Source organism: Salmonella sp. NW722 (assembly GCF_051702785.1).
GTDB classification, from domain to species: Bacteria; Pseudomonadota; Gammaproteobacteria; order Enterobacterales; family Enterobacteriaceae; genus Salmonella; species Salmonella enterica.
On record NZ_JAMMIN010000010.1, the window covers coordinates 1 to 22,682 of the forward strand.

At 51.4% G+C, this 22,682-nt stretch carries 22 protein-coding genes; 9 read left to right on the forward strand and 13 right to left on the reverse strand.

What is annotated here, in order from left to right:
* Positions 1-370 precede the first annotated feature (370 nt).
* Together mobB and mobA are read right to left on the reverse strand one after the other, a co-directional pair.
* Positions 371-886: a molybdopterin-guanine dinucleotide biosynthesis protein MobB gene (gene mobB, locus NA330_RS20420; RefSeq protein ID WP_072103234.1), complete on the reverse strand. Its 516-nt coding sequence runs from the start codon at positions 884-886 to the stop codon at positions 371-373.
* Complete coding sequence (gene mobA, locus NA330_RS20425; protein WP_001046879.1) at positions 883-1,467, reverse strand: molybdenum cofactor guanylyltransferase MobA; 585 nt, start codon at positions 1,465-1,467, stop codon at positions 883-885. Before mobA ends, mobB begins: the two co-directional genes overlap by 4 nt.
* A 69-nt stretch (positions 1,468-1,536) precedes the next feature.
* On the opposite strand from mobA, the gene NA330_RS20430 reads away from it, so the two are divergent.
* From NA330_RS20430 to dsbA, 3 genes are all read left to right on the forward strand, one after another.
* Entirely contained in the window at positions 1,537-1,806 is a 270-nt protein-coding gene (locus NA330_RS20430) for a YihD family protein (RefSeq protein WP_000649858.1), read from the forward strand.
* Positions 1,807-1,882: 76 nt separating this feature from the next.
* Positions 1,883-2,869, forward strand: coding sequence for a serine/threonine protein kinase (locus tag NA330_RS20435; RefSeq protein WP_001651145.1), 987 nt, complete (start codon positions 1,883-1,885; stop codon positions 2,867-2,869).
* Positions 2,870-2,885: 16 nt separating this feature from the next.
* Positions 2,886-3,509 carry a thiol:disulfide interchange protein DsbA gene (gene dsbA / locus NA330_RS20440; protein ID WP_000725364.1) on the forward strand — a complete coding sequence of 208 codons (624 nt, stop codon included), beginning with the start codon at positions 2,886-2,888 and terminating at the stop codon, positions 3,507-3,509.
* 12 nt (positions 3,510-3,521) lie between these two features.
* Here dsbA and NA330_RS20445 read toward each other — a convergent pair whose 3' ends face one another.
* A complete protein-coding gene (locus tag NA330_RS20445) occupies positions 3,522-4,430 on the reverse strand; it encodes an acyltransferase (RefSeq protein ID WP_000196902.1) in 909 nt (302 codons plus the stop codon).
* 387 nt (positions 4,431-4,817) lie between these two features.
* Here NA330_RS20445 and polA point away from each other — a divergent pair, with 387 nt between their 5' ends.
* Together polA and NA330_RS20455 are read left to right on the forward strand one after the other, a co-directional pair.
* Positions 4,818-7,604: a DNA polymerase I gene (gene polA / locus NA330_RS20450; RefSeq protein WP_000249972.1), complete on the forward strand. Its 2,787-nt coding sequence runs from the start codon at positions 4,818-4,820 to the stop codon at positions 7,602-7,604.
* 166 nt (positions 7,605-7,770) lie between these two features.
* The gene (locus tag NA330_RS20455) at positions 7,771-7,818 is read left to right on the forward strand and encodes a spot 42 RNA, inhibition of DNA synthesis (protein WP_071892919.1); all 48 of its coding nucleotides are present in this window, start codon (positions 7,771-7,773) and stop codon (positions 7,816-7,818) included.
* A gap of 120 nt (positions 7,819-7,938) precedes the next feature.
* Here NA330_RS20455 and yihA read toward each other — a convergent pair whose 3' ends face one another.
* A complete protein-coding gene (gene yihA, locus NA330_RS20460; protein WP_000183327.1) occupies positions 7,939-8,571 on the reverse strand; it encodes a ribosome biogenesis GTP-binding protein YihA/YsxC in 633 nt (210 codons plus the stop codon).
* A 239-nt stretch (positions 8,572-8,810) separates the two neighbouring features.
* On the opposite strand from yihA, the gene NA330_RS20465 reads away from it, so the two are divergent.
* From NA330_RS20465 to hemN, 3 genes are all read left to right on the forward strand, one after another.
* Complete coding sequence (locus NA330_RS20465; RefSeq protein WP_001541209.1) at positions 8,811-9,035, forward strand: hypothetical protein; 225 nt, start codon at positions 8,811-8,813, stop codon at positions 9,033-9,035.
* A gap of 118 nt (positions 9,036-9,153) precedes the next feature.
* Positions 9,154-9,669, forward strand: coding sequence for a Der GTPase-activating protein YihI (gene yihI / locus NA330_RS20470; protein ID WP_052894811.1), 516 nt, complete (start codon positions 9,154-9,156; stop codon positions 9,667-9,669).
* A gap of 188 nt (positions 9,670-9,857) precedes the next feature.
* Positions 9,858-11,231 carry an oxygen-independent coproporphyrinogen III oxidase gene (hemN, locus tag NA330_RS20475; RefSeq protein WP_000003520.1) on the forward strand — a complete coding sequence of 458 codons (1,374 nt, stop codon included), beginning with the start codon at positions 9,858-9,860 and terminating at the stop codon, positions 11,229-11,231.
* Between the two features lie 89 nt (positions 11,232-11,320).
* On the opposite strand, the gene NA330_RS20480 is transcribed toward hemN, so the two are convergent.
* The 4 genes from NA330_RS20480 to glnA all read right to left on the reverse strand — a co-directional run bounded on the left by NA330_RS20480 (position 11,321) and on the right by glnA (position 15,695).
* Entirely contained in the window at positions 11,321-11,431 is a 111-nt protein-coding gene (locus NA330_RS20480; RefSeq protein ID WP_001578131.1) for a YshB family small membrane protein, read from the reverse strand.
* A 112-nt stretch (positions 11,432-11,543) separates the two neighbouring features.
* Positions 11,544-12,953 (reverse strand): nitrogen regulation protein NR(I), encoded by a 1,410-nt coding sequence (gene glnG, locus NA330_RS20485; RefSeq protein ID WP_052894814.1) that lies wholly within the window; start codon positions 12,951-12,953, stop codon positions 11,544-11,546.
* A gap of 8 nt (positions 12,954-12,961) precedes the next feature.
* A complete protein-coding gene (gene glnL, locus NA330_RS20490; RefSeq protein WP_000146192.1) occupies positions 12,962-14,011 on the reverse strand; it encodes a nitrogen regulation protein NR(II) in 1,050 nt (349 codons plus the stop codon).
* Positions 14,012-14,285: 274 nt separating this feature from the next.
* Positions 14,286-15,695, reverse strand: coding sequence for a glutamate--ammonia ligase (glnA, locus tag NA330_RS20495; protein WP_001271699.1), 1,410 nt, complete (start codon positions 15,693-15,695; stop codon positions 14,286-14,288).
* 375 nt (positions 15,696-16,070) lie between these two features.
* On the opposite strand from glnA, the gene typA reads away from it, so the two are divergent.
* A complete protein-coding gene (gene typA / locus NA330_RS20500; protein ID WP_000572060.1) occupies positions 16,071-17,894 on the forward strand; it encodes a ribosome-dependent GTPase TypA in 1,824 nt (607 codons plus the stop codon).
* 54 nt (positions 17,895-17,948) lie between these two features.
* On the opposite strand, the gene NA330_RS20505 is transcribed toward typA, so the two are convergent.
* The 5 genes from NA330_RS20505 to NA330_RS20525 are packed head-to-tail and all read right to left on the reverse strand — an operon-like array spanning position 17,949 to position 22,679.
* A complete protein-coding gene (locus tag NA330_RS20505; RefSeq protein ID WP_001270582.1) occupies positions 17,949-18,683 on the reverse strand; it encodes a Cof-type HAD-IIB family hydrolase in 735 nt (244 codons plus the stop codon).
* The gene (locus NA330_RS20510; RefSeq protein ID WP_052894816.1) at positions 18,668-19,546 is read right to left on the reverse strand and encodes an STM4011 family radical SAM protein; all 879 of its coding nucleotides are present in this window, start codon (positions 19,544-19,546) and stop codon (positions 18,668-18,670) included. Before NA330_RS20510 ends, NA330_RS20505 begins: the two co-directional genes overlap by 16 nt.
* Positions 19,543-20,784 carry an STM4012 family radical SAM protein gene (locus NA330_RS20515; RefSeq protein WP_001062055.1) on the reverse strand — a complete coding sequence of 414 codons (1,242 nt, stop codon included), beginning with the start codon at positions 20,782-20,784 and terminating at the stop codon, positions 19,543-19,545. Before NA330_RS20515 ends, NA330_RS20510 begins: the two co-directional genes overlap by 4 nt.
* Before the next feature lies 1 nt (position 20,785).
* On the reverse strand, positions 20,786-21,661 hold the full coding sequence (locus tag NA330_RS20520) for an STM4013/SEN3800 family hydrolase (RefSeq protein WP_000282794.1): 876 nt from the start codon (positions 21,659-21,661) through the stop codon (positions 20,786-20,788).
* The gene (locus NA330_RS20525) at positions 21,654-22,679 is read right to left on the reverse strand and encodes an STM4014 family protein (RefSeq protein WP_077943752.1); all 1,026 of its coding nucleotides are present in this window, start codon (positions 22,677-22,679) and stop codon (positions 21,654-21,656) included. Before NA330_RS20525 ends, NA330_RS20520 begins: the two co-directional genes overlap by 8 nt.
* Positions 22,680-22,682 lie beyond the last annotated feature (3 nt).

The following is a 22,682-nucleotide window of genomic DNA, read 5'->3' on the forward strand; positions in this document are numbered from 1 at the left end:
GAAGTGAAACGCCGTAGCGCCGATGGTAGTGTGGGGTCTCCCCATGCGAGAGTAGGGAACTGCCAGGCATCAAATTAAGCAAAAGGCTCAGTCGAAAGACTGGGCCTTTTGTTTTATCTGTGGTCTGCCGGTGAGCACTCTCCTGAGGAGGACAAATCCGCCGGGAGCGGATTTGAACGTTGCGCAGCAACGGCCCGGAGGGTGGCGGGCAGGACGCCCGCCATAAACTGCCAGGCATCAGACAAGTGAAGAAGCCCATCCTGACGGATGGGCTTTTTTGCGTGTGCGGTAACTGTAAAAATGTAGGCCTGATAAGCGCAGCGCCATCAGGCAACCTGCACCGGCGGATGGCGGCTCCGCCTTATCCGGCCTACAAGGTGCGTGCTTTCTCTAACCACCGCAAAATGAAGGCAGAAATCTGCGATACATCATTAAGATCCAAAACGGGTACCGCTACGGCAAGTGGAATATCACTGGCAACCGCAATAACATGCTCATCAAGAATCAATTCCTCCTCGCTGTGCCCACATCCCTGACGAAAAAGTAAGATCTTCGCAACTGCCTCGTGTTTAAACCCTTCTACCAGCACCATATCCAGCTTTGATGCATCCATCCGGCTCACCAGCCATGCCAGATCCAACTCTTCTTGCCCCGGCGTTTCAGTCATTAACGCCCAGCGCTGCTGACTGGCAACCAGCGTTTGTGCCGCCCCGGCCTTACGTAATTCGTAGCTATCTTTACCCGGTTTATCAACATCCATATCATGATGGGTATGCTTAATCAGCCCTGGCCGAATACCGTGCGCACAAAGTGCTGGGATCAGTTTTTTCAGCAGTGTTGTTTTTCCCGTGCCGCTCCACGCGGCAATGGCGAGTAGCGGTATCATGGTCTCTTTTGCCATTGCGCGAGTTCCTCCGGCGTGTTGACGTTCACAAATGCCTCTTTACAATCGCTGAAATCAACGGCGTGTCCGCCTACCTGGCGCATAAAAATCATTACCCGCCGCTCGCCTGCTTGCAAATAAGCTGTCAACTGGGGCTCAACGGCACGATTAATCAACGCGATCGTTGGATGATCGCGCTCTCCATCATGAACCCAAACCACGGGTGCGCCATGACGCTGCGCTGCTAAACGATCGACCAGGTTGTGGGGGATACAGGGATTGTCACAGGGACAAAACAGAAACCAGTCGCCTGCTACCTGCTGAAAAACGGAAAGCATACCCGCCAGCGGACCGGGAAAGTCAGCGATTGAATCCGGAATGACTTTCAGGCCGCTGGCCTGGTAGATATCCAGATGGCGATTAGCACTAATGACGACCGTAGCAAGCTGTGGCGCGAGCGCATCGGCAACGTGCCGCCAGAGCGGTTTCCCGTCCAGTTCAAGCAGACCTTTATCCGCACCTCCCATCCGCCTGGCTTTACCGCCTGCCAGCACCACGCCGGTTATTACTTCATCCAGATTCACCGATATCGCCTCTTTTATTGTGGGATTGACCCTGCTACCGTGTCTGTATCAAGAATAAGGAGCACAGCTATGAAATGTAAACGCCTGAATGAAGTCATTGAACTCCTCCAGCCAGCCTGGCAGAAAGAGCCTGATCTTAATCTGACGCAATTTTTGCAGAAACTGGCGAAAGAGTCAGGTTTTGACGGCAAACTGGAAGATTTAACTGATGATATCCTGATCTACCATCTGAAAATGCGCGATTCCGCCAAAGACGCCGCCATTCCAGGGATTCAAAAAGACTATGAAGAGGACTTTAAAACGGCGCTTTTACGCGCCCGCGGCGTTATTAAAGAGTAAAACCTTGTAAGCGGCGCCACCGAAATCGCCACGAAATGATATCCTGAATCATTCGTAGTATTTTCCGGATGATGGGATGAACGACAACGCTTTTACTTTCCAGACGCTACACCCGGAAGCCATCATGGATGCGCTGTTTGAACAGGGGATCAGGGTGGATTCCGGGCTGACTCCACTAAACAGTTATGAAAACCGCGTCTATCAGTTTCAGGATGAAGACCGTCGACGTTTTGTCGTTAAGTTTTATCGTCCTGAACGCTGGTCTGTTGATCAAATTCGGGAAGAACACCAATTCGCGCTTGAACTGGTGAAGGATGAGGTTCCGGTTGCTGCTCCGCTCGCGTTTAATGGCCAGACGCTGTTAGCGCATCAGGGCTATCATTATGCCATTTTCCCCAGCGTAGGCGGTCGTCAGTTTGAAGCAGATAATATCGATCAGATGGAGGCGGTAGGGCGTTATCTTGGTCGATTGCATCAGACGGGGCGAAAGCGTCCTTTCACTTTCCGGCCTGACATTGGGCTTGCAGAGTATCTTTTTGAACCTCGCCAGGTATTCGAAGATGCTGCACTGATTCCCTCCGGGCAAAAAGCGGCTTTCCTGAAAGCCACTGATACTCTACTGTCTGCAGTTACCGAATGCTGGCGCCCCGATTTCGCCACGCTGCGATTGCACGGCGATTGTCATGCCGGCAACATTCTATGGCGTGATGGACCGCTGTTTGTCGATTTAGATGATGCCCGTAACGGCCCGGCGATACAGGATTTATGGATGCTGCTGAACGGCAACAAAGCCGAACAGCGAATGCAGCTTGAAACCATTATTGAAGCTTATGAAGAAGTTAGTGAGTTCGATACGGCTGAAATTGGTCTCATTGAACCTTTACGCGCCATGCGTTTAGTTTATTATCTTGCCTGGTTGATTCGTCGTTGGGGCGATCCTGCGTTTCCAAAAAACTTTCCCTGGTTAACAGGGGAAGATTACTGGCAGCGACAGACAACGACTTTTATTGAGCAGACTAAAATTTTGCACGAACCCCCTTTACAATTAACGCCAATGTATTAATCGGAGAGAGTTGATCATGAAAAAGATTTGGCTGGCGCTGGCTGGTATGGTTTTAGCTTTTAGCGCCTCGGCAGCACAGATCAGCGACGGTAAACAGTATATCACGCTGGATAAACCGGTCGCTGGCGAACCCCAGGTACTGGAGTTTTTCTCCTTCTACTGCCCACATTGTTATCAGTTTGAAGAAGTGCTTCATGTGTCTGACAATGTGAAGAAAAAGCTGCCGGAAGGCACCAAAATGACCAAGTACCACGTTGAGTTCCTGGGGCCGTTGGGCAAGGAGCTCACCCAGGCATGGGCGGTGGCGATGGCGTTGGGTGTAGAAGATAAAGTCACGGTCCCGCTGTTTGAAGCCGTACAGAAAACCCAGACAGTACAATCTGCCGCGGATATCCGTAAAGTGTTCGTTGATGCGGGCGTCAAGGGCGAAGATTACGATGCGGCATGGAACAGCTTCGTGGTGAAATCACTGGTTGCGCAACAGGAGAAAGCCGCGGCTGACCTGCAACTGCAGGGCGTTCCGGCGATGTTCGTCAATGGCAAATACCAGATTAACCCACAAGGCATGGATACCAGCAGCATGGATGTTTTTGTTCAGCAGTATGCTGATACTGTGAAATATTTGGTTGATAAAAAATAAAAAGAACGCCGGTCACTGACCGGCGTTTTTATAAGATGTTTTAATCTCTTCTATCTGTATATCTTTCTTATCCCACAGCGTATTAAGCCAACGTTGAAAACGGCGTTTGAATGTTTTGTCGTTCACGTAATCGCCGTGCAGTTCTTCATTTATGGGTTCCAGTTGCACCCGAACAACAATACGCGTCAGCCTACCGCTTAGCATATCGTAGAAGGGGTGACGATCGTTGTTTGGGTAACACAACGTAATATTAAGCAGCTTATCGAACTGTGAGCCTAAAACATTAATCGCCATTGCAATACCGGCTGCTTTTGGCGGCAACAGATGTTGATAAGGTGAATGCGTTTGCTGACGTTTCTCATGCGTAAATCGCGAGCCTTCAACAAAGTTAACGATAGTGGTGGGATACCGACGAAACTTTTCGCAAGAGCGACGAGTTGTTTCAACATCTTTGCCGCGTCGATCGGGGTGTCGGAGCAGGTAGCTACGGGAGTAGCGCTTCATAAACGGCATATCTAATGCCCAGCACGCCAGGCCGATGAACGGCACCCAGGCCAATTGCTGTTTAAGAAAGTACTTATTCATTGGGATATGCTTGCGGAACAGAACGCAAAGCACAACGATATCGGCCCAGCTGCGATGATTACAAATCAGTAAATACCAATTTTTCTTGCTCAGCCCTTCTAACCCTTCTACATCCCATTGCAAGTGCGGATTAAGGCGTAACAGCGCTGCAAGACCAGCACACCAGCAATACATCATGAAATTGCAGAAAATGGAGACCTTGCGCCAGATACCGGGAACAGGCAAAAGAAGCTTTACCATACCGGCAACGATGATCGGTACTGAGCAAACAATAGTGACCAGGATGGTCAATACGATACTCAATGGGAGCGTGATAGCCGCGAGTATTCTCGTCATAATAAATTATTCAAAAGTTAGCCATAAACGGTGCGCGAAAAGGGCGCAAGAGGCTGATTCTATCAGAAAACGATGCTAATGATGGCGCTGAGTGAAATAGAAACACTCGTAACAACTATCCACATTATGATAACGGCATGAATCAGATAATCAGAAAAACGTGAAGTTAACAACTCATTGAAAATAATGGGTAATTATTAAGACGAGAAGGCTATCGCGCTGATTTTAAAGTAATGGTAAGAATTTACACACAAAGTTATCCACAGGTTGTTTTGCGAGCGATCCTGAAGATCGACAAAACTTTTCCGCAAATGCGGCGAAAAACTCAAGTTTTCCTCCTGTATGTGGCATCCTTTAACCATAATCTGTTAAACAGGCACGGACATTATGGTTCAGATCCCAGAAAACCCACTTATTCTCGTAGATGGCTCATCCTATCTCTATCGCGCCTATCATGCGTTTCCGCCGTTAACCAACAGCGCGGGAGAACCTACGGGCGCAATGTATGGTGTCCTCAACATGTTGCGCAGCCTGATCATGCAGTATCAGCCGACGCATGCTGCGGTGGTGTTTGACGCCAAAGGAAAAACCTTCCGTGATGAGCTCTTTGAACATTACAAATCGCATCGTCCTCCGATGCCGGATGATCTGCGTGCGCAAATAGAGCCGTTACATGCCATGGTTAAAGCCATGGGGTTACCTCTGCTGGCGGTCTCTGGCGTAGAAGCGGATGACGTTATCGGTACACTGGCGCGAGAAGCGGAGAAGGTGGGGCGTCCGGTATTAATCAGCACCGGCGATAAAGATATGGCACAGTTGGTGACGCCGAATATTACGCTGATCAACACCATGACTAACACCATCCTCGGCCCGGATGAAGTCGTTAATAAGTACGGCGTGCCGCCTGAGCTGATTATCGACTTTCTGGCGCTGATGGGGGACTCCTCGGATAATATTCCGGGCGTGCCAGGCGTGGGTGAGAAGACGGCGCAAGCCTTGCTTCAGGGATTGGGCGGCCTGGATACGCTGTACGCCGAGCCGGAAAAAATTGCCGGTCTCACTTTCCGCGGCGCCAAAACGATGGCCGGTAAATTAGCGCAGAATAAAGACGTAGCGTACCTGTCTTATAAACTCGCCACCATTAAAACGGATGTTGAGCTGGAGCTGACCTGCGAACAGCTTGAAGTGCAGCAGCCGATTGCGGATGAACTGCTGGGCCTGTTTAAAAAATATGAGTTTAAGCGCTGGACGGCGGACGTTGAGTCAGGCAAGTGGCTACAGGCAAAGGGCGCGAAACCGGCGGCCAAACCGCAGGAAACGGTCGTTATTGATGAATCGCCCAGCGAACCGGCAGCGGCGCTCTCTTATGAAAATTATGTCACGATTCTGGACGACGTTACGCTGGAAAGCTGGATTGAAAAGCTGAAAAAAGCGCCAGTTTTTGCTTTCGACACGGAGACCGACAGCCTGGATAATATCGCCGCCAACCTGGTGGGCCTCTCGTTTGCCATCGAACCTGGCGTTGCCGCGTATGTACCTGTCGCGCATGATTATCTGGACGCTCCGGATCAAATTTCCCGCCAGCGTGCTCTGGAACTGCTGAAGCCGCTGCTGGAAGATGAAAAAGTGCGCAAAGTGGGGCAAAACCTCAAGTACGATCGCGGCGTCTTGCAAAATTACGGTATTGAGCTGCGCGGTATCGCCTTCGATACCATGCTTGAGTCTTACATTCTGAACAGCGTCGCCGGACGCCATGATATGGACAGTTTGTCCGATCGTTGGCTGAAGCACAAAACTATCACCTTTGAAGACATTGCCGGTAAAGGTAAAAACCAGCTCACCTTTAACCAGATCGCACTGGAGGAAGCGGGGCGCTATGCGGCAGAAGATGCGGATGTCACGTTACAGTTGCATCTCAAAATGTGGCCTGAGCTCCAGCAGCACAAAGGCCCGCTGAATGTTTTCGAAAACATCGAAATGCCGTTGGTGCCGGTACTGTCACGCGTTGAGCGCAATGGCGTAAAAATCGATCCTGCCGTCCTGCACAAACATTCGGAAGAAATCACACTACGTCTGGCGGAACTGGAAAAGAAAGCGCATGACATTGCGGGCGAGGCGTTCAACCTGTCCTCGACGAAGCAGTTGCAGACTATCCTGTTTGAAAAGCAGGGTATTAAGCCGTTGAAGAAAACGCCTGGCGGCGCGCCGTCAACGTCGGAAGAGGTGCTGGAAGAGCTGGCGCTGGACTATCCGCTGCCGAAAGTGATTCTGGAGTATCGTGGTCTGGCGAAGCTAAAATCCACCTATACCGATAAGCTGCCGCTGATGATTAACCCGAAAACCGGGCGCGTCCATACGTCCTATCATCAGGCGGTAACGGCGACGGGACGTTTATCGTCCACCGATCCGAACCTGCAAAATATTCCGGTGCGCAATGAAGAAGGCCGCCGCATTCGTCAGGCATTTATTGCGCCTGAGGATTATCTCATCGTGTCTGCGGACTATTCACAGATTGAGCTGCGTATTATGGCGCATCTTTCCCGTGATAAAGGACTGCTCACGGCGTTCGCCGAAGGGAAGGATATTCACCGCGCAACGGCGGCGGAAGTCTTTGGCTTGCCGCTGGATAGCGTGACCGGGGAACAGCGCCGAAGTGCGAAAGCCATTAACTTTGGCCTGATTTACGGGATGAGCGCCTTCGGTCTTTCTCGCCAGCTTAATATTCCGCGTAAAGAGGCGCAGAAGTATATGGATCTCTACTTCGAACGCTACCCTGGCGTGCTGGAATATATGGAGCGCACCCGCGCTCAGGCAAAAGAACAAGGCTATGTGGAAACGCTGGAGGGACGCCGCCTTTACCTGCCGGATATTAAATCCAGCAACGCGGCGCGGCGCGCGGGGGCGGAACGCGCGGCGATCAATGCTCCCATGCAAGGAACGGCTGCCGATATCATCAAGCGCGCCATGATTGCCGTCGATGCCTGGCTACAGGCCGAGCAGCCACGCGTGCGGATGATTATGCAGGTACACGATGAATTAGTGTTCGAGGTGCATAAAGACGACTTAGATGCGGTAGCAAAACGTATCCATCAGTTGATGGAAAACTGCACGCGTATTGATGTGCCGTTGCTGGTGGAAGTCGGTAGCGGAGAAAATTGGGATCAAGCGCACTAAGCATTTAAGGAATAACGCGCTTTTTTCGTAATTAAGCAACATAAGCACGGGGGTTTTGTGATGGGTATTAGAATTCCCTATGTAAAGAATGAAAAAAAATTACGAAAAGGTCTTTCTGTGTTGCTCAAAAAAGAGTAAAGTTATTCACGTAGGGTACAGAGGTAAGATGTTCTATCTTTCAGACCTTTTACTTCACGTAATCGGATTTGGCTGAATATTTTAGCCGCCCCAGTCAGTTTATGACTGGGGCGTTTTTTATTGTGCGCAAGAAAAGTTTCGCTCACACCGTAGGCCGGATAAGACGCGCAGCGGCGCCATCCGGCATAGCGGGTGATTATTCCCCGTCCTGAATCTCTTCGACCGGTGCCAGTTCACTAAACCAGCTATCCAGCTTCTGACGTAACTTATCCACGCCCTGCTTTTTCAGCGAGGAAAACGCTTCTACCTGCACATCGCCATTAAAAGCCAGCACGGCTTCACGTACCATATTCAACTGCGCCTTGCGCGCGCCGCTGGCCAGTTTGTCCGCTTTGGTCAGCAGAACCAGAACCTGGATATTGCTCTCTACAGCCCACTGGATCATCTGTTGGTCGAGGTCTTTCAACGGATGGCGGATATCCATTAAAACGACTAATCCCTGTAGGCTTTGACGTTTCTCCAGATATTCCCCCAGCGCGCGTTGCCACTTGCGTTTCATCTCTTCCGGGACTTCCGCATAGCCATAGCCCGGCAGGTCGACCAACCGTTTGCCATCTACGACTTCAAACAGGTTAATCAATTGGGTACGGCCCGGCGTTTTAGAGGTGCGCGCCAGGCTTTTTTGGTTGGTCAACGTGTTCAGGGCGCTGGATTTGCCTGCATTGGAACGGCCAGCAAAAGCCACTTCAATTCCGCAATCGGAAGGTAAATGGCGAATATCAGGCGCACTCATCACAAAATGCGTCTGTTGATAATTCAGGTTAGTCAAAGCGGTCGTCTCCGTCAGTCAAAGCATTGTGGCGATTATACCTGAACGCCAGCAAAAGACGGATTTTTCGGCGCGGCGGTGCTGTAAGTAAAAGCCATACGCTTTGTGAGACATTGACCATTGCACTTATGCGACATGACAGAGTCGTTGTCAGGCTCAACGCCAGTTAATATAGTTAAATCATGAATTTATAGAAAGGTAATTGTCTGAAAAAAAGGGATTTGCCGTGTCGGTATCTTGTGAGTTTACCCCAAAAGAGTAAAGTAATGCACATAGCGAGGACGCTAACAGGATCAACGACTCAGGATGAGGGTCAGGAGCGCCAGGAGGCGAAGACACAGGATTGTCAGGAAGACAAACGTCCGGAGACGTTAGTAAAAGGAAATGGAAACAACATGGAATGTTCCAGGCTAAGGGAAAAACAGGGCGTGTTGATAGCCAACAGGGATGGTGGAACCCGTTAAGGGTCGTGAGTCAAGAAAAAAGGCGGCAGATTACTCTGTCGCCTTTTTTCTTTGCTTGCTTTCTGCTAGATTCCGCCTCAATTCTATACTGAATAAAACGGCTTAAAGATCTGACATCATGAAAAAACCAACCTCTGCACCGCGCAGTAAAGCCTTTGGCAAACAGCGTCGTAAAACGCGTGAAGAGTTAAACCAGGAGGCGCGCGACCGTAAACGCCTGAAAAAACATCGCGGTCATGCGCCGGGAAGTCGCGCGGCGGGCGGCAATTCCGCTTCGGGCGGCGGCAATCAGAATCAACCAAAAGATCCACGTATTGGCAGTAAAACACCTGTTCCATTGGGCGTGACTGAAAAAGTGACCCAACAGCATAAACCGAAAAGTGAGAAACCTATGCTTTCACCGCAGGCGGAGTTGGATTTACTGGAAACGGATGAGCGCCTGGATGCGCTGTTAGAACGTCTGGAAGCGGGCGAAACCCTGAGTGCGGAAGATCAAGCCTGGGTAGATGCCAAACTGGATCGTATTGATGAACTGATGCAGAAGCTTGGTCTGTCTTACGATGACGACGAAGAAGACGACGAAGAGGACGAGAAGCAGGAAGATATGATGCGCCTGCTAAGAGGCGGCAACTAACGGGTTTACACCGTGGGCTTGCCCGTCCTGCTTATAACCCTTCCGGTTATATGTTATCTGGTGTGGTTATTCGTTAAACTACAGCGATTGTCGCGGCGACAGAAATGGCTGCGCAGCCGGCTTGCCGCCCGTCATGGCGTGAAGCCGGTACGCCGTACCCGCCAGAGACGCCATCGGAAGGAGTGAGCATGTCTGAACAGCAAATAGACTGGGATCTGGCCCTGATCCAGAAATATAACTATTCCGGGCCACGATATACCTCGTACCCAACCGCGCTGGAGTTTTCTGAAGACTTCGAGGACGCCGCATTCTTGCAGGCTGTGGCGCGTTATCCTGAACGTCCGCTCTCGCTGTATGTGCATATCCCGTTTTGTCACAAGTTGTGTTATTTCTGCGGCTGCAACAAGATTGTCACCCGCCAACAGCATAAAGCTGACCAGTATCTTGACGCGCTTGAGCAGGAAATTCGTCATCGCGCGCCGCTGTTTGCAGACCGTCATGTCAGCCAGCTTCACTGGGGCGGCGGTACGCCTACTTACCTGAATAAAGCGCAAATCAGCCGCTTAATGACGCTGTTGCGTGAAAATTTCCACTTTAATACCGACGCGGAAATCTCGATCGAAGTCGATCCCCGTGAAATTGAGCTGGATGTGCTCGATCATTTACGTGCGGAAGGTTTTAACCGCCTGAGTATGGGGGTGCAGGACTTTAATAAAGAGGTGCAGCGCCTGGTTAACCGCGAGCAGGATGAAGAATTCATCTTTGCGTTGCTTAATCACGCCCGCGATATCGGCTTTACCTCGACCAATATCGATTTGATCTACGGTCTACCGAAACAGACGCCGGAAAGCTTCGCTTTCACGCTGAAGCGTGTGACGGAGCTGAACCCCGATCGTTTGAGCGTCTTTAACTATGCGCATCTGCCAACGCTTTTTGCCGCCCAGCGTAAAATTAAAGATGCCGATTTACCCAGCGCGCAGCAGAAACTGGATATTTTGCAGGAGACGATCGTATCGCTTACTCAGGCCGGTTATCAGTTTATCGGGATGGACCATTTTGCCCGTCCGGACGACGAACTGGCCGTCGCGCAGCGCGAAGGCGTGCTGCACCGTAATTTTCAGGGCTATACGACCCAGGGCGATACCGATCTGCTGGGGATGGGGGTTTCTGCTATCAGCATGATTGGCGATGGCTACATGCAGAACCAGAAAGAGCTGAAGCGTTATTACCAGCAAGTGGATGAGCGGGGCAATGCGCTATGGCGTGGTATTACGCTGACCCGTGATGATTGCATTCGTCGCGATGTTATCAAGGCGCTGATTTGTAACTTCCGCCTGGATTTTAACGCTGTCGAACAGCAGTGGGGTTTGCATTTCGCTGAGTATTTTGCCGAAGATTTGCAGTTACTGTCGCCGCTGGCGAAAGATGGGCTGGTGGATATTAGCGAGAAGGGAATTCAGGTGACGGCGAAAGGTCGTTTGCTGATCCGCAATATCTGCATGTGCTTTGACGCGTATCTGCGCCAGAAAGCGCGGATGCAGCAGTTCTCACGCGTCATTTAGCCGGGTTGCCCGGTGGCGCTGCGCTTACCGGGCCTACACGTTGCGACAACCTGTAGGCCGGATAAGCATTAGCGCCATCCGGCACATTGTCAGCTGAACAGTCCTACCAGCGCGGCACACAACACGGCGGCTAGCGCAGTTTGTGGCGTGTGGCTGTCGACCGCTCCACTCGATACCAGATTAATAATAGATTCTAACATAATGAATCCCCCCGTTTGCCGGGCATGATCATACTGAACTCATCGGAACAGTAAAGCGCAAAATAGCAGCGTTTTGCGCTCAATTATTAATCTTTACACTCGCGGGTAATGTTTACTCCATTCCCAGCTCTTTCAACTTCCGCGTTAGGGTGTTTCGCCCCCAACCGAGCAGCCTGGCGGCTTCCTGTTTATGACCCTGCGTATGGCGTAACGCCGTGGTCAGTAGCGTTCTTTCCAGTTCTGGCTGCGCTTCAGAAAGCAGGTTTTGATGACCGGATCGCAAGGCGCGGTCCGCCCATTGCGCCAGTAATGTAGCCCAGCTATCCGGCGGCAGGTGGGACGGGCTATCCGGCGCCGAGGCTTCAAACAGTTCGCTTGGTAAATCCTGGATCAATACCTCCTGTCCGGCGGCCATGACGGTGAGCCAGCGGCAGGTATTTTCTAACTGACGCACGTTACCAGGCCATGCCAGGCGTGTTAACGCCGTTTCGGTTTCTGGATGTAATAATTTGGCTTCCACGCCTAATTCACGGGCGGCGACCTGCAAAAAATGGCGCGCCAGGCGCGGAATATCCTCACGGCGTTCACGCAACGGCGGAAGATGGATACGAATCACGTTCAGGCGGTGGAACAGGTCTTCGCGGAATTTCCCTTCCTGAACGCGTCGTTCGAGGTTCTGGTGGGTGGCGGCGATAATGCGTACATCCACTTTTACCGGCGCGTACCCGCCCACACGGTAGAACTGTCCGTCAGCCAGCACGCGTAACAGACGAGTCTGGACATCCAGCGGCATATCGCCAATTTCGTCCAGAAACAGCGTGCCGCCGTCAGCCTGCTCGAAACGGCCCTGCCGGATGGTATTCGCCCCGGTAAAAGCGCCTTTCTCATGGCCAAACAGTTCGGATTCAATCAAATCTTTCGGGATGGCCGCCATATTGAGCGCGATAAACGGCGCTTTGGCGCGTGGGCTATGGCGATGTAGCGCATGGGCGACCAGTTCTTTACCGGTTCCTGATTCGCCGTTAATCAGCACGCTAATCGAAGAACGCGACAGCCGACCAATAATGCGAAACACATCCTGCATGGCGGGCGCTTCGCCTATCATGTCTGTTGTCGGGCCGTTAACCTCGATATTACGCGGCTGCTGCTGCTCCTGATAGTGGCTAATCGCGCGCTCGACCAGAGCGACGGCTTCATCAATATCAAACGGTTTAGGCAGATAATCAAACGCCCCCTGCTGATAGGCGCTCACGGCGGCATCTAAATCGGAATGCGCGGTCATAATGATGACCGGAAGCATCGGGTGACGCTGTTTAATCTGCTTTAATAGCGCCAGCCCGTCCATTCCCGGCATTCGGATATCCGACAGCAAGACGTCCGGCGTTTTACTGGCCAGCGCAGCCAGTACTTCATTACCATTCTCAAAAGTGGTACAGGTCAACCCTGCCCCGGCGAGAGCACGTTCAAGCACCCAACGGATGGAACTATCATCATCGACGACCCAGACTATTCCTCGTTGCATAAACACCTCTATTTCCGAATCGGCAGGTAAACCGAAAACTCGGTATGCCCCGGCCAACTGGTAAATTCAATTTTGCCGGCGTGTTGATCGATAAGATTGCGGGCGATAGATAACCCAAGCCCGGTGCCGCCTTCGCGACCGCTGACCATCGGGTAGAACAGCGTATCCTGTAAATGGGGAGGAATGCCCGGCCCATTGTCTTCAACGTCTATACGCGCCGCCAGGCGATAGCGTTCGCCATGCAGCGTTAACTGGAAGGCGGTACGGGTACGCAGCGTAATTTCGCCGCCATCCGGCCCCAGCGCCTGCAAGGCATTGCGGACAATATTCAGCAGTACTTGCTCAATTTGTTCCGGGTCGTGCGGCAGTTCTGGCAGACTGGGGTCATAATCGCGGATAAGCCGGACATTATCCGGCAGTTCCATCGACACCAGCGCCACCACGCGCTCCGCGACTTTATGTATGCTCTCGGTAATGTGCATTCCCGGGTGCTGCGGCCCCAGCAAACGATCGACAAGGTTGCGTAGCCTGTCGGCCTGTTCAATGATGACTTTGGTATATTCCGTTAGCGCCGGGTCGGGCAGCGCCTTGCTGAGTAGCTGCGCCGCGCCGCGCAGGCCGCCGAGCGGATTTTTGATTTCGTGCGCCAGACCGCGCACCAGATCGCGGGCGGCGATTTGCTGCGCGTGCTGCAACTGCTCCTGACTCAGACGACGCTGGTTATCCATCGGCGCCATTTCGAGCAGTATAAAATCGTCGGGCAGACGTTGGGCGGTCAAAGAGAGAATATGCGAGCGACTATCAATCACCAGCGTTACTTCGTTATCGGTAAAACCTTGTCCTGCCGCTAAACTTTCGCGCATCAGGTCAATGTTTAACGAAAAATAGCTCAACAGTTCAGGTAACGGCGTCCCGAACAGTTTGCGTGAGCTTTGCGCGAGCAACTGCTGCGCGGCAGGATTGGCGTAATGGATTGCCAGCGCGTCGTCGACCACCAGCACGCTGTTGATTAACGAATTGAGGATCTGCCCAGCATCGGGCTGTATGCCGCTTGCCATTCAGCAGTCTCCTGGAAAAGGTTGCACCATTTTAGTGCATTATAGCTTTTTACCACTAAAAAGCGCGTGAGATCAGATTGTTGGTGGAGAAAAAAGCCCATCCTGGGATGGGCTGAAAGTTTCCACGGCAACTCAAAAACTCCTGACGCCTTTCACGCTGCTGCTGCGTTGGCTGCCTTCGCTTACCCCAGTCTCATCGCTATCTATGCTCCTGGGGATGTGCTCAGTTGCCGCCTTGCAGCAACGCGAAATTCGTCGGATTTTTAATATACGATTAAACGCTGTAGTACAGCTCAAACTCTACCGGGTGCGGGGTCATACGCACGCGGTCATCTTCTTCGCGACGCAGCGCAATATACGCATCGATCGCTTCATCAGTGAACACGCCGCCTGCTTTCAGGAACTCGCGGTCCAGGTCCAGCGCGTTCAGCGCTTCTTCCAGAGAACCCGCTACCTGTGGGATCTCTTTCGCTTCTTCCGGCGGCAGGTCATACAGGTTTTTGTCCATGGCTTCGCCCGGGTGAATCTTATTCTTAATCCCGTCCAGACCGGCCATCAGCAGGGCGGCAAAGCACAGATACGGGTTAGCCGCCGGGTCCGGGAAACGCACTTCGATACGGCGCGCTTTCGGAGACGCCACCACCGGAATACGGATGGAGGCGGAACGGTTACGGGCGGAGTAGGCCAGCATCACCGGCGCTTCGTAACCCGGGACCAGACGCTTGTAGGAGTTGGTGGTCGGGTTCGCCAGGGCGTTGATGGCTTTGGCGTGTTTGATGACGCCGCCGATGTAGTACAGCGCCTGCTCAGACAGACCGGCATATTTGTCGCCAGAGAACAGGTTGGTGCCGTTCTTCGCCAGCGACATGTGGCAGTGCATACCGGAACCGTTATCGCCGAACATCGGTTTTGGCATAAAGGTCGCGGTCTTACCGAAGCGGTGAGCCACGTTATGCACGACATATTTGTAAATCTGAATTTCGTCGGCTTTTTTGGTCATGGTGTTAAAGCGGGTCGCCACTTCGTTCTGACCTGCGGTCGCTACTTCGTGGTGGTGCGCTTCAACGACCAAGCCCATCTGCTCCATGACCAGACACATTTCAGAACGGATATCCTGCGCGGAGTCGACTGGCGGAACCGGGAAATAACCGCCTTTCACGCCCGGACGATGGCCTTTGTTGCCGCCTTCGTACTTGGTAGAGGAGTTCCAGGCGCCTTCAATATCGTCAATCGCAACATGTGAGCCGGAGATAGATGCGCCGAAGCGGATGTCGTCGAACAGGAAGAATTCAGGTTCCGGCCCAAACAGGACGGTATCGGCGATACCGGTCGCGCGCAGGTAGTCTTCCGCACGTTTTGCGATGGAACGTGGGTCACGGTCATAACCTTGCAGAGTGCCAGGCTCCAGGATGTCGCAACGGATAATCAGGGTAGAGTCCGCGAAGAACGGGTCAATCACTGCGGTGGATGCGTCTGGCATCAGCACCATGTCGGATTCGTTAATGCCTTTCCAGCCGCCGATAGAGGAGCCGTCAAACATTTTGCCTTCTTCAAAGAATTCGGCATTTACCTGATGAGCAGGAATCGTGACGTGCTGTTCTTTGCCTTTGGTATCGGTGAAGCGCAGATCGACAAACTTCACTTCGTGCTCGTTCAGCATCGTCAAAACGTGTTCAGCGGACATACTTGTACTCTCCCGGATTGGTCATGGTCGGTCGTCGTGGTAACGAGATCTTCAATTCTGCTGGCCGTGTCGCCGTAAAAATATAAAGCGAAATCTGTGCCAACTTTCACATTGCCCCCAAAAGGCGTTATCATGCGCACCATCGTGCAAAAGGGCTGCACCACGGTGACTATGTTGCACCAAAATAGTGCTTTAATGTGAACATTAAGCACCACATTGGTGCAATAGAACGCAAGCCACCCTTTTAACGCTCCGTGAAAGCGATCACAAAGAGACTCTGCAATACTTGTTTGCGGAGGATGTTTGTGATCCTGTTTTGTAGTGCGATTAATCCGTGTACAATAACGCGCTATTTCTAATGCCTGAGGCAAAGTTGTGATCGAAAATTTGCGTAACATCGCCATCATCGCGCACGTTGACCATGGTAAAACTACCCTGGTTGATAAGCTGCTCCAGCAATCCGGTACGTTCGACGCGCGTGCCGAAACTCAAGAGCGAGTGATGGACTCCAACGATTTGGAGAAAGAGCGTGGTATTACTATCCTCGCTAAAAACACCGCTATTAAATGGAATGATTACCGTATCAACATCGTTGATACTCCCGGGCACGCTGACTTCGGTGGTGAAGTAGAGCGCGTCATGTCCATGGTTGACTCTGTGCTGCTGGTGGTTGACGCATTTGACGGCCCGATGCCGCAAACGCGCTTCGTGACCAAAAAAGCCTTTGCTCATGGCCTGAAACCCATTGTGGTTATCAACAAAGTTGACCGTCCTGGCGCGCGCCCTGACTGGGTTGTTGACCAGGTATTCGACCTGTTTGTTAACCTCGACGCGACCGACGAACAGCTGGACTTCCCGATCATCTACGCTTCGGCGCTGAACGGTATCGCGGGTCTGGACCACGAAGATATGGCGGAAGACATGACCCCGCTGTATCAGGCGATCATTGATCATGTTCCGGCGCCGGACGTTGACCTCGATGGTCCGTTGCAGATGCAGATCTCCCAGCTGGACTACAACAACTACGTTGGCGTTATCGGCATCGGCCGTATCAAACGCGGCAAAGTGAAGCCGAACCAGCAGGTCACTATCATCGATAGTGAAGGGAAAACCCGTAACGCGAAAGTAGGTAAAGTGCTGACGCATCTGGGTCTGGAGCGTATCGACAGCGATATCGCCGAAGCGGGCGATATCATTGCGATCACCGGTCTGGGCGAGCTGAACATCTCCGACACCATCTGCGACCCGCAGAACGTTGAAGCGCTGCCGGCGCTGTCCGTTGATGAGCCGACCGTGTCTATGTTCTTCTGCGTTAACACCTCGCCGTTCTGCGGTAAAGAAGGTAAGTTTGTGACTTCTCGTCAGATTCTTGACCGTCTGAACAAAGAGCTGGTGCATAACGTGGCGCTGCGCGTTGAAGAAACTGAAGATGCGGATGCGTTCCGTGTATCCGGTCGTGGCGAACTGCACCTGTCCGTGCTGATTGAAAATATGCGTCGTGAAGGTTTCGAACTGGCGGTTTCCCGTCCGAAAGTTATCTTCCGTGAAATCGACGGTCGTAAACAAGAGCCGTACGAAAACGTGACGCTGGACGTCGAAGAGCAGCACCAGGGGTCTGTCATGCAGGCGCTGGGCGAGCGTAAAGGCGACCTGAAAAACATGAATCCGGACGGTAAAGGCCGCGTACGTCTCGACTACGTGATCCCAAGCCGTGGGCTGATTGGTTTCCGTTCAGAATTCATGACCATGACTTCCGGTACGGGTCTGCTGTACTCCACCTTCAGCCATTACGACGATATTCGTCCGGGTGAAGTGGGCCAGCGTCAGAACGGCGTACTGATCTCCAACGGTCAGGGTAAAGCGGTGGCGTTTGCGCTGTTCGGTTTGCAGGATCGCGGTAAGCTGTTCCTGGGTCACGGCGCGGAAGTTTATGAAGGCCAGATTATTGGTATTCACAGTCGCTCCAACGACCTGACGGTAAACTGCCTGACCGGTAAGAAACTGACCAACATGCGTGCGTCTGGTACGGATGAAGCGGTGATTCTGGTTCCGCCAATTAAAATGAGCCTTGAGCAAGCGCTGGAGTTCATTGATGACGACGAACTGGTAGAAGTCACCCCAACCTCTATCCGTATCCGTAAACGTCACCTGACGGAAAACGATCGCCGCCGTGCGAACCGTGGTCAGAAAGAAGAGTAATTAACGTTCTTACGGATAAAAACCCTGTCGAAATGAAAGCTCGGCGGGGTTTTTTTATTCACGTTGAGAAAGGGATAAGGTTGCCAAAAAATCAGCAATCGCTGGCGTATTATGCCGACCAATGACGCTGTCCGCATAAACCTTTGCCCGGGCGCTGGCATTCCCCATCGCGACGCCCAATCCGGCTAAACGTAGCATTTCCGCATCGTTATCATTATCGCCAAACGCCATCACTTCGCGCATTGCGATATGCTGTTGCTGTGCATATCTGGCGAGGCTTTGCCCTTTGCTACACCCCTTCTGGAGAATATCCAGTTGATGATGCCAGGACCAGGTACAGCTTAGCTGTAATTCATGCTGTATAAACTCAGCAATATTTTGTAGTTGTTTTATGTGCCGATGAACGATGCTGATTTGCCAAATATTCTCCCTACTGCTTAGCTCATCAGCCTGAAAGATTATTTTATCATCAGCACGAATTGTCGGTTTAAGCGGATATACCCGCGCCAGTATTTTTTCCGTTTGTAAGTGCGTCAGCGGCAGCGGATCAAGGATCTGCTGTTGAGCCGGTTGATAAATATAGCTTCCGTTACAACAGATCATCGGTTCGGTGAGCGCCAGCGTTTGATAATACGCATAGGCTTCACGATGAGAGCGACCGGTGACAAGCATTATTCGGCAGCCCATGTCCTGAATCTGACGGATAGCGGTTAGCGACTCTGGCAGAATTTGCTTATTACGGTTTAGCAGCGTTCCATCAAGATCAAAAGCGATTAAACGATATCGCATGAGCGTCCGATCCTAAAACAGCGTGAGGCATCCAGGTGATTCAGCAATGGAATATCGAGACGGTGCTGATAAGCGAGAAAACAGTGGCATTGTTTTGCCTGGCAGGCGGGAGAATTAAGCCGTTGCTGATATAAATTACCCATTTTAATTTTGCTGATATGACAAGCAAAAAGATCGCCTTCTGCATTCATAAAAATACTTTTTCTTCCTGCGGTACAGATATCCAGCTGCGCTAGCCACTGCTGCGTTTCAACCACATACAGCGGATCGAGTTCGCTGAAGGCGATGGTTTCCTCCACGGTATGCCGGGTATTGGCACACTCGTTGGCGTTAAACCAAAAATAATTCTGGTCAGGCAACTGCTGGCGTAGCCAACGAAACTGGGCGATATCTTTCATACTGGCGACAGCCCCCGCGCACCAGGTTATTCCGGCGGCAGAGAGCGCTAAACACTGCTGGAGAAAGCGCTCAGCGGTAATTTGTGAGGGATGAAAAGAACACCATAACCGAAGCTTTGAGATATCTCCGCCGCCGGCACGAAATGATTCCAGCAATGACATTAACGAAAAAGAGGCGTTAGTTTGTATGCCGACCGCCTGAACATGAGGATAGCGGCTAATTTCTGCCAACGCCGCCATGTAATAACGCAAGCGTAGCGCCTCGCCATAAGGCGTAATCATCACATTCAACGGCGTACCTAAAAGAGGCAAATGGTCAACCATGCGCCATAGCGCGGCTTCGTCGCGTTTTTTATCGTTGCGGGCGTGTTTATGGAACGGGCAATAGCCGCAATGATAATTACACGATTTAAGATAGCCGCGATAAAACAGCGTGTGAATATCGCGCAGGGCGGGGGCGCTCATCTCTGCCGATTCTCCCGTAGCATCACCTCAGGCGAAACGAACACAGGAGCAAGGCAATCGGATAATGCCATACCGGTCTCCGTTAGCCGGAGGCGACTGCCATTCTGATAGCAGTAACCCTGCCGTATGAAGCGTTCAAGGTCGGGGAAATCCCTTAGCGCATCGCTGGCAAAATATTGCTGATAATCGCTAAGAGAAAGTCCCTGCCAGAAAAATAGATTTTTAATGATAAAGCGGCGTTTCATTTCATCAGGGGGAAGCAGATAACCGTGATTAATGACGGTTTTATCCGGGCTGTCGATAAACGCCTGAATGATTTTTCGTGATGTTTGCAGGTTCGACGACCACGGTGAACAGTAATGCAGATTGCCAAGATAACTTCTGCCGCCCGCGCCGAGCGCCAGTGAGTTTTCAAATCCGCAGCTTTCCGCCGCGGCGGATGGCGCTGGATTAAGGACGAAACGGCGCATGGACGTTTGGGTGTAGCCCGCGTTGCGTAAAAGATCGCGGGCTAAAACGTAGTAGCTATGCATATTTTCCTGGCGAGGCATATTATAAAGCGGATAAAGGAACAGCTCTTCCGGTTGATAAACGAGCGCCTGATGTAACGATTCCGTCAGGCTTGCGTGAGTCTGGCCGGGAATGCCATAAATAATATCAATATTGAGTGATGGAAAATGACCCGCCTTTAGCCATTCCAGCGCCTGGTGCGCGCTGGCGGCATTGTGGCGGCGATGCAGCGTATGTAACTCGCTATCATGAAAACTTTGTACGCCAATACTGACGCGATTAACGGAAAAGGCGTTTAATAGCGCTACTTTTTCTGCCGTGGTATCCGTAGGGGAAGTTTCAATCGTTTTATAAATATTCCAGTCAACATTGAGCACATCAAAGACGGAAAAAAATAACTTCTCTAATTGCGCAATATTTAATAGCAGAGGTGTGCCGCCGCCTACGGTAAAGCTTGCCCAGTGGGCGGGCGCCAGCGCCATTTGTCGGCCCTGGGTAATAATCGCATCGATATAGCTATCAATGAACGTATTATCTGCGCCTGTGCAGGTAAATAAATTACAGAACCCGCAGCGACTTTGACAAAAGGGCATATGAACATACAGATGTGTGTCGTGCTCGTAAATGCGCGGTTTTACTTCGCTAAAGCTGACGTTCTCCAGCTCCCGATAAGCCGTCTTATGCGGATAACTGTACATATACTGACGATAAATATCATTGTTATTCATATTAATGATTACAGCTCAGCAAGAAATGCATATAGGGAACGGTATTAACGATCGGATGATTAAAACTATGGAAATATTTCCCGTCTTCGCCATAGCAGGTACCGTGATCGGAACAGACAATAACGAACGTTTCGCCGCCGGTTTGGCGGAAAATGTTTAGTAATCCGTCGATGCGGGCGTCGATATAGCGTAGCGCGGCGGCATGAGTCTCAACGGTATCGCCAGGGGCCGCGCCCTCCACGTAAAAATGGTTAGGGTAATGAATCGTGTCGATATTGATATACATCATGACCGGTTGGCTGCCAGCACGTTCGGCCATGATTTTCTGGATATAATGGATCTGGTTATCCATACTTTCTTTAACCGTACAGGCAAAGCGTGGATGCCAGTAACTCTCTTTAAACATCGACGGGAACACTTTTCCCATGCCGGAGCGGTTATTAAAGAAAGAGACGCCGCCAATACAGATGGTCTGGTAGCCTTTATTTTCCAGACTTTTTATCCATGTTGCGTCATCAAAGGCAAATGCATTTTTCGGCCCTTTACGACCAAGTCCGATATCTTTTGGGAAAAACAGCATGGTCTGATTAACGGTATCATCAATAGGTTTTGGCATAAAACCTGAAAACATGGCGTGATGCGAAGGCCAGGTAAAATTACCGGCCGCTTCGCATTTCGTCCATTGTCCATAATGATTAAGGTTGGGCGTATTTCCGGCGGTTTGTTCCTGAAGCGCAATGTCGTAGCGTAACGAGTCCAGCACAATAAAAAGAATATGAGCGTTATTACTAATTAGCGCATTCATATCGAATTCGCCATCGCCTGTGTCAATCGACGCGTGCAGCGAGACGGGGACTTCATCCATTGAATTATACATTTTGCTTCCTCATGGCCCGGATTTGCGCCTGATAAATTAGATTATTCTGCTGCGCATCCTGATAAATCAAATCACCCTGGCCATTAATTTCAATAATATACGGCGTCAGGCTGGTGGTAAGTAAAACATCAATACCCGCTAAGCGAATGCCAGGGAAAAGTCGCATGGCATTTTGACAGAGCGTATCGATCTCAGTCACTTTTGCGGCAGATAACTCCAGACTTTCGAAGCAGTAAGCCTGGTTTTGCAGATGTAAGTTAGTAATGGGCTGCGAGGAGGTTCTGACCACTCGCCAGATAATTTCGCCATCCAGGCAGACGATGCGTAAATCATAGGTTTTATGCTTTACGCTGGCTTTGGGCAGCCACTGTTCGACGAGGTTTTCCTGCTGAAGAACGCCATCAATAATGAGCTGGATATCTTCTTTCTGACGATACTGTTGGATTTTTTTGCTGTTAAATAGCTGTTGCCCTGATATGGCAATCGCGCTGTAAAGCACCTGCTTTATGCCATCGGGGTGGCGGCGCAAAGCGATAACGCCCGCCGCGCCAGAACCCAGCGAGGGCTTAATGAACACGCTGGCGACCCTTTTTTCCTCCATGATGGCGGTGAGCTGTGCAAAACTTTTTACGTCTTCCGCTACCAACGGCGGCGTGGGGATGCCGTGTTCCAGTAAGCGCCGCTTGCAGCGTTTTTTATCCAACAGGTGAATGAGGCCCGCCGGATGGTTAAGCCAGGTGACGCCAGGACGCGCCGCCATGTTCTGCAAAAAATGGATATAGTCCAGACCGATCGCGTTTATTTTGCGGATGTCTGTTTCACTGTGTACTGGCGGGTCGATTTTAACGATGCCAGAGGTCAGCGAAGCGTCCAGCGCTTGCGGATGAGTCAGCGCCGTGACGGGTTCCCCAAGTACGGCGGCAGCCTGCATAAAATAATGCGTGCGCTTGCTCTGACGGGGGCCAATGAGCGTAATCACAATAAATCCCTTTATCGTTGAGTAGGGGAATGTGCACATTCC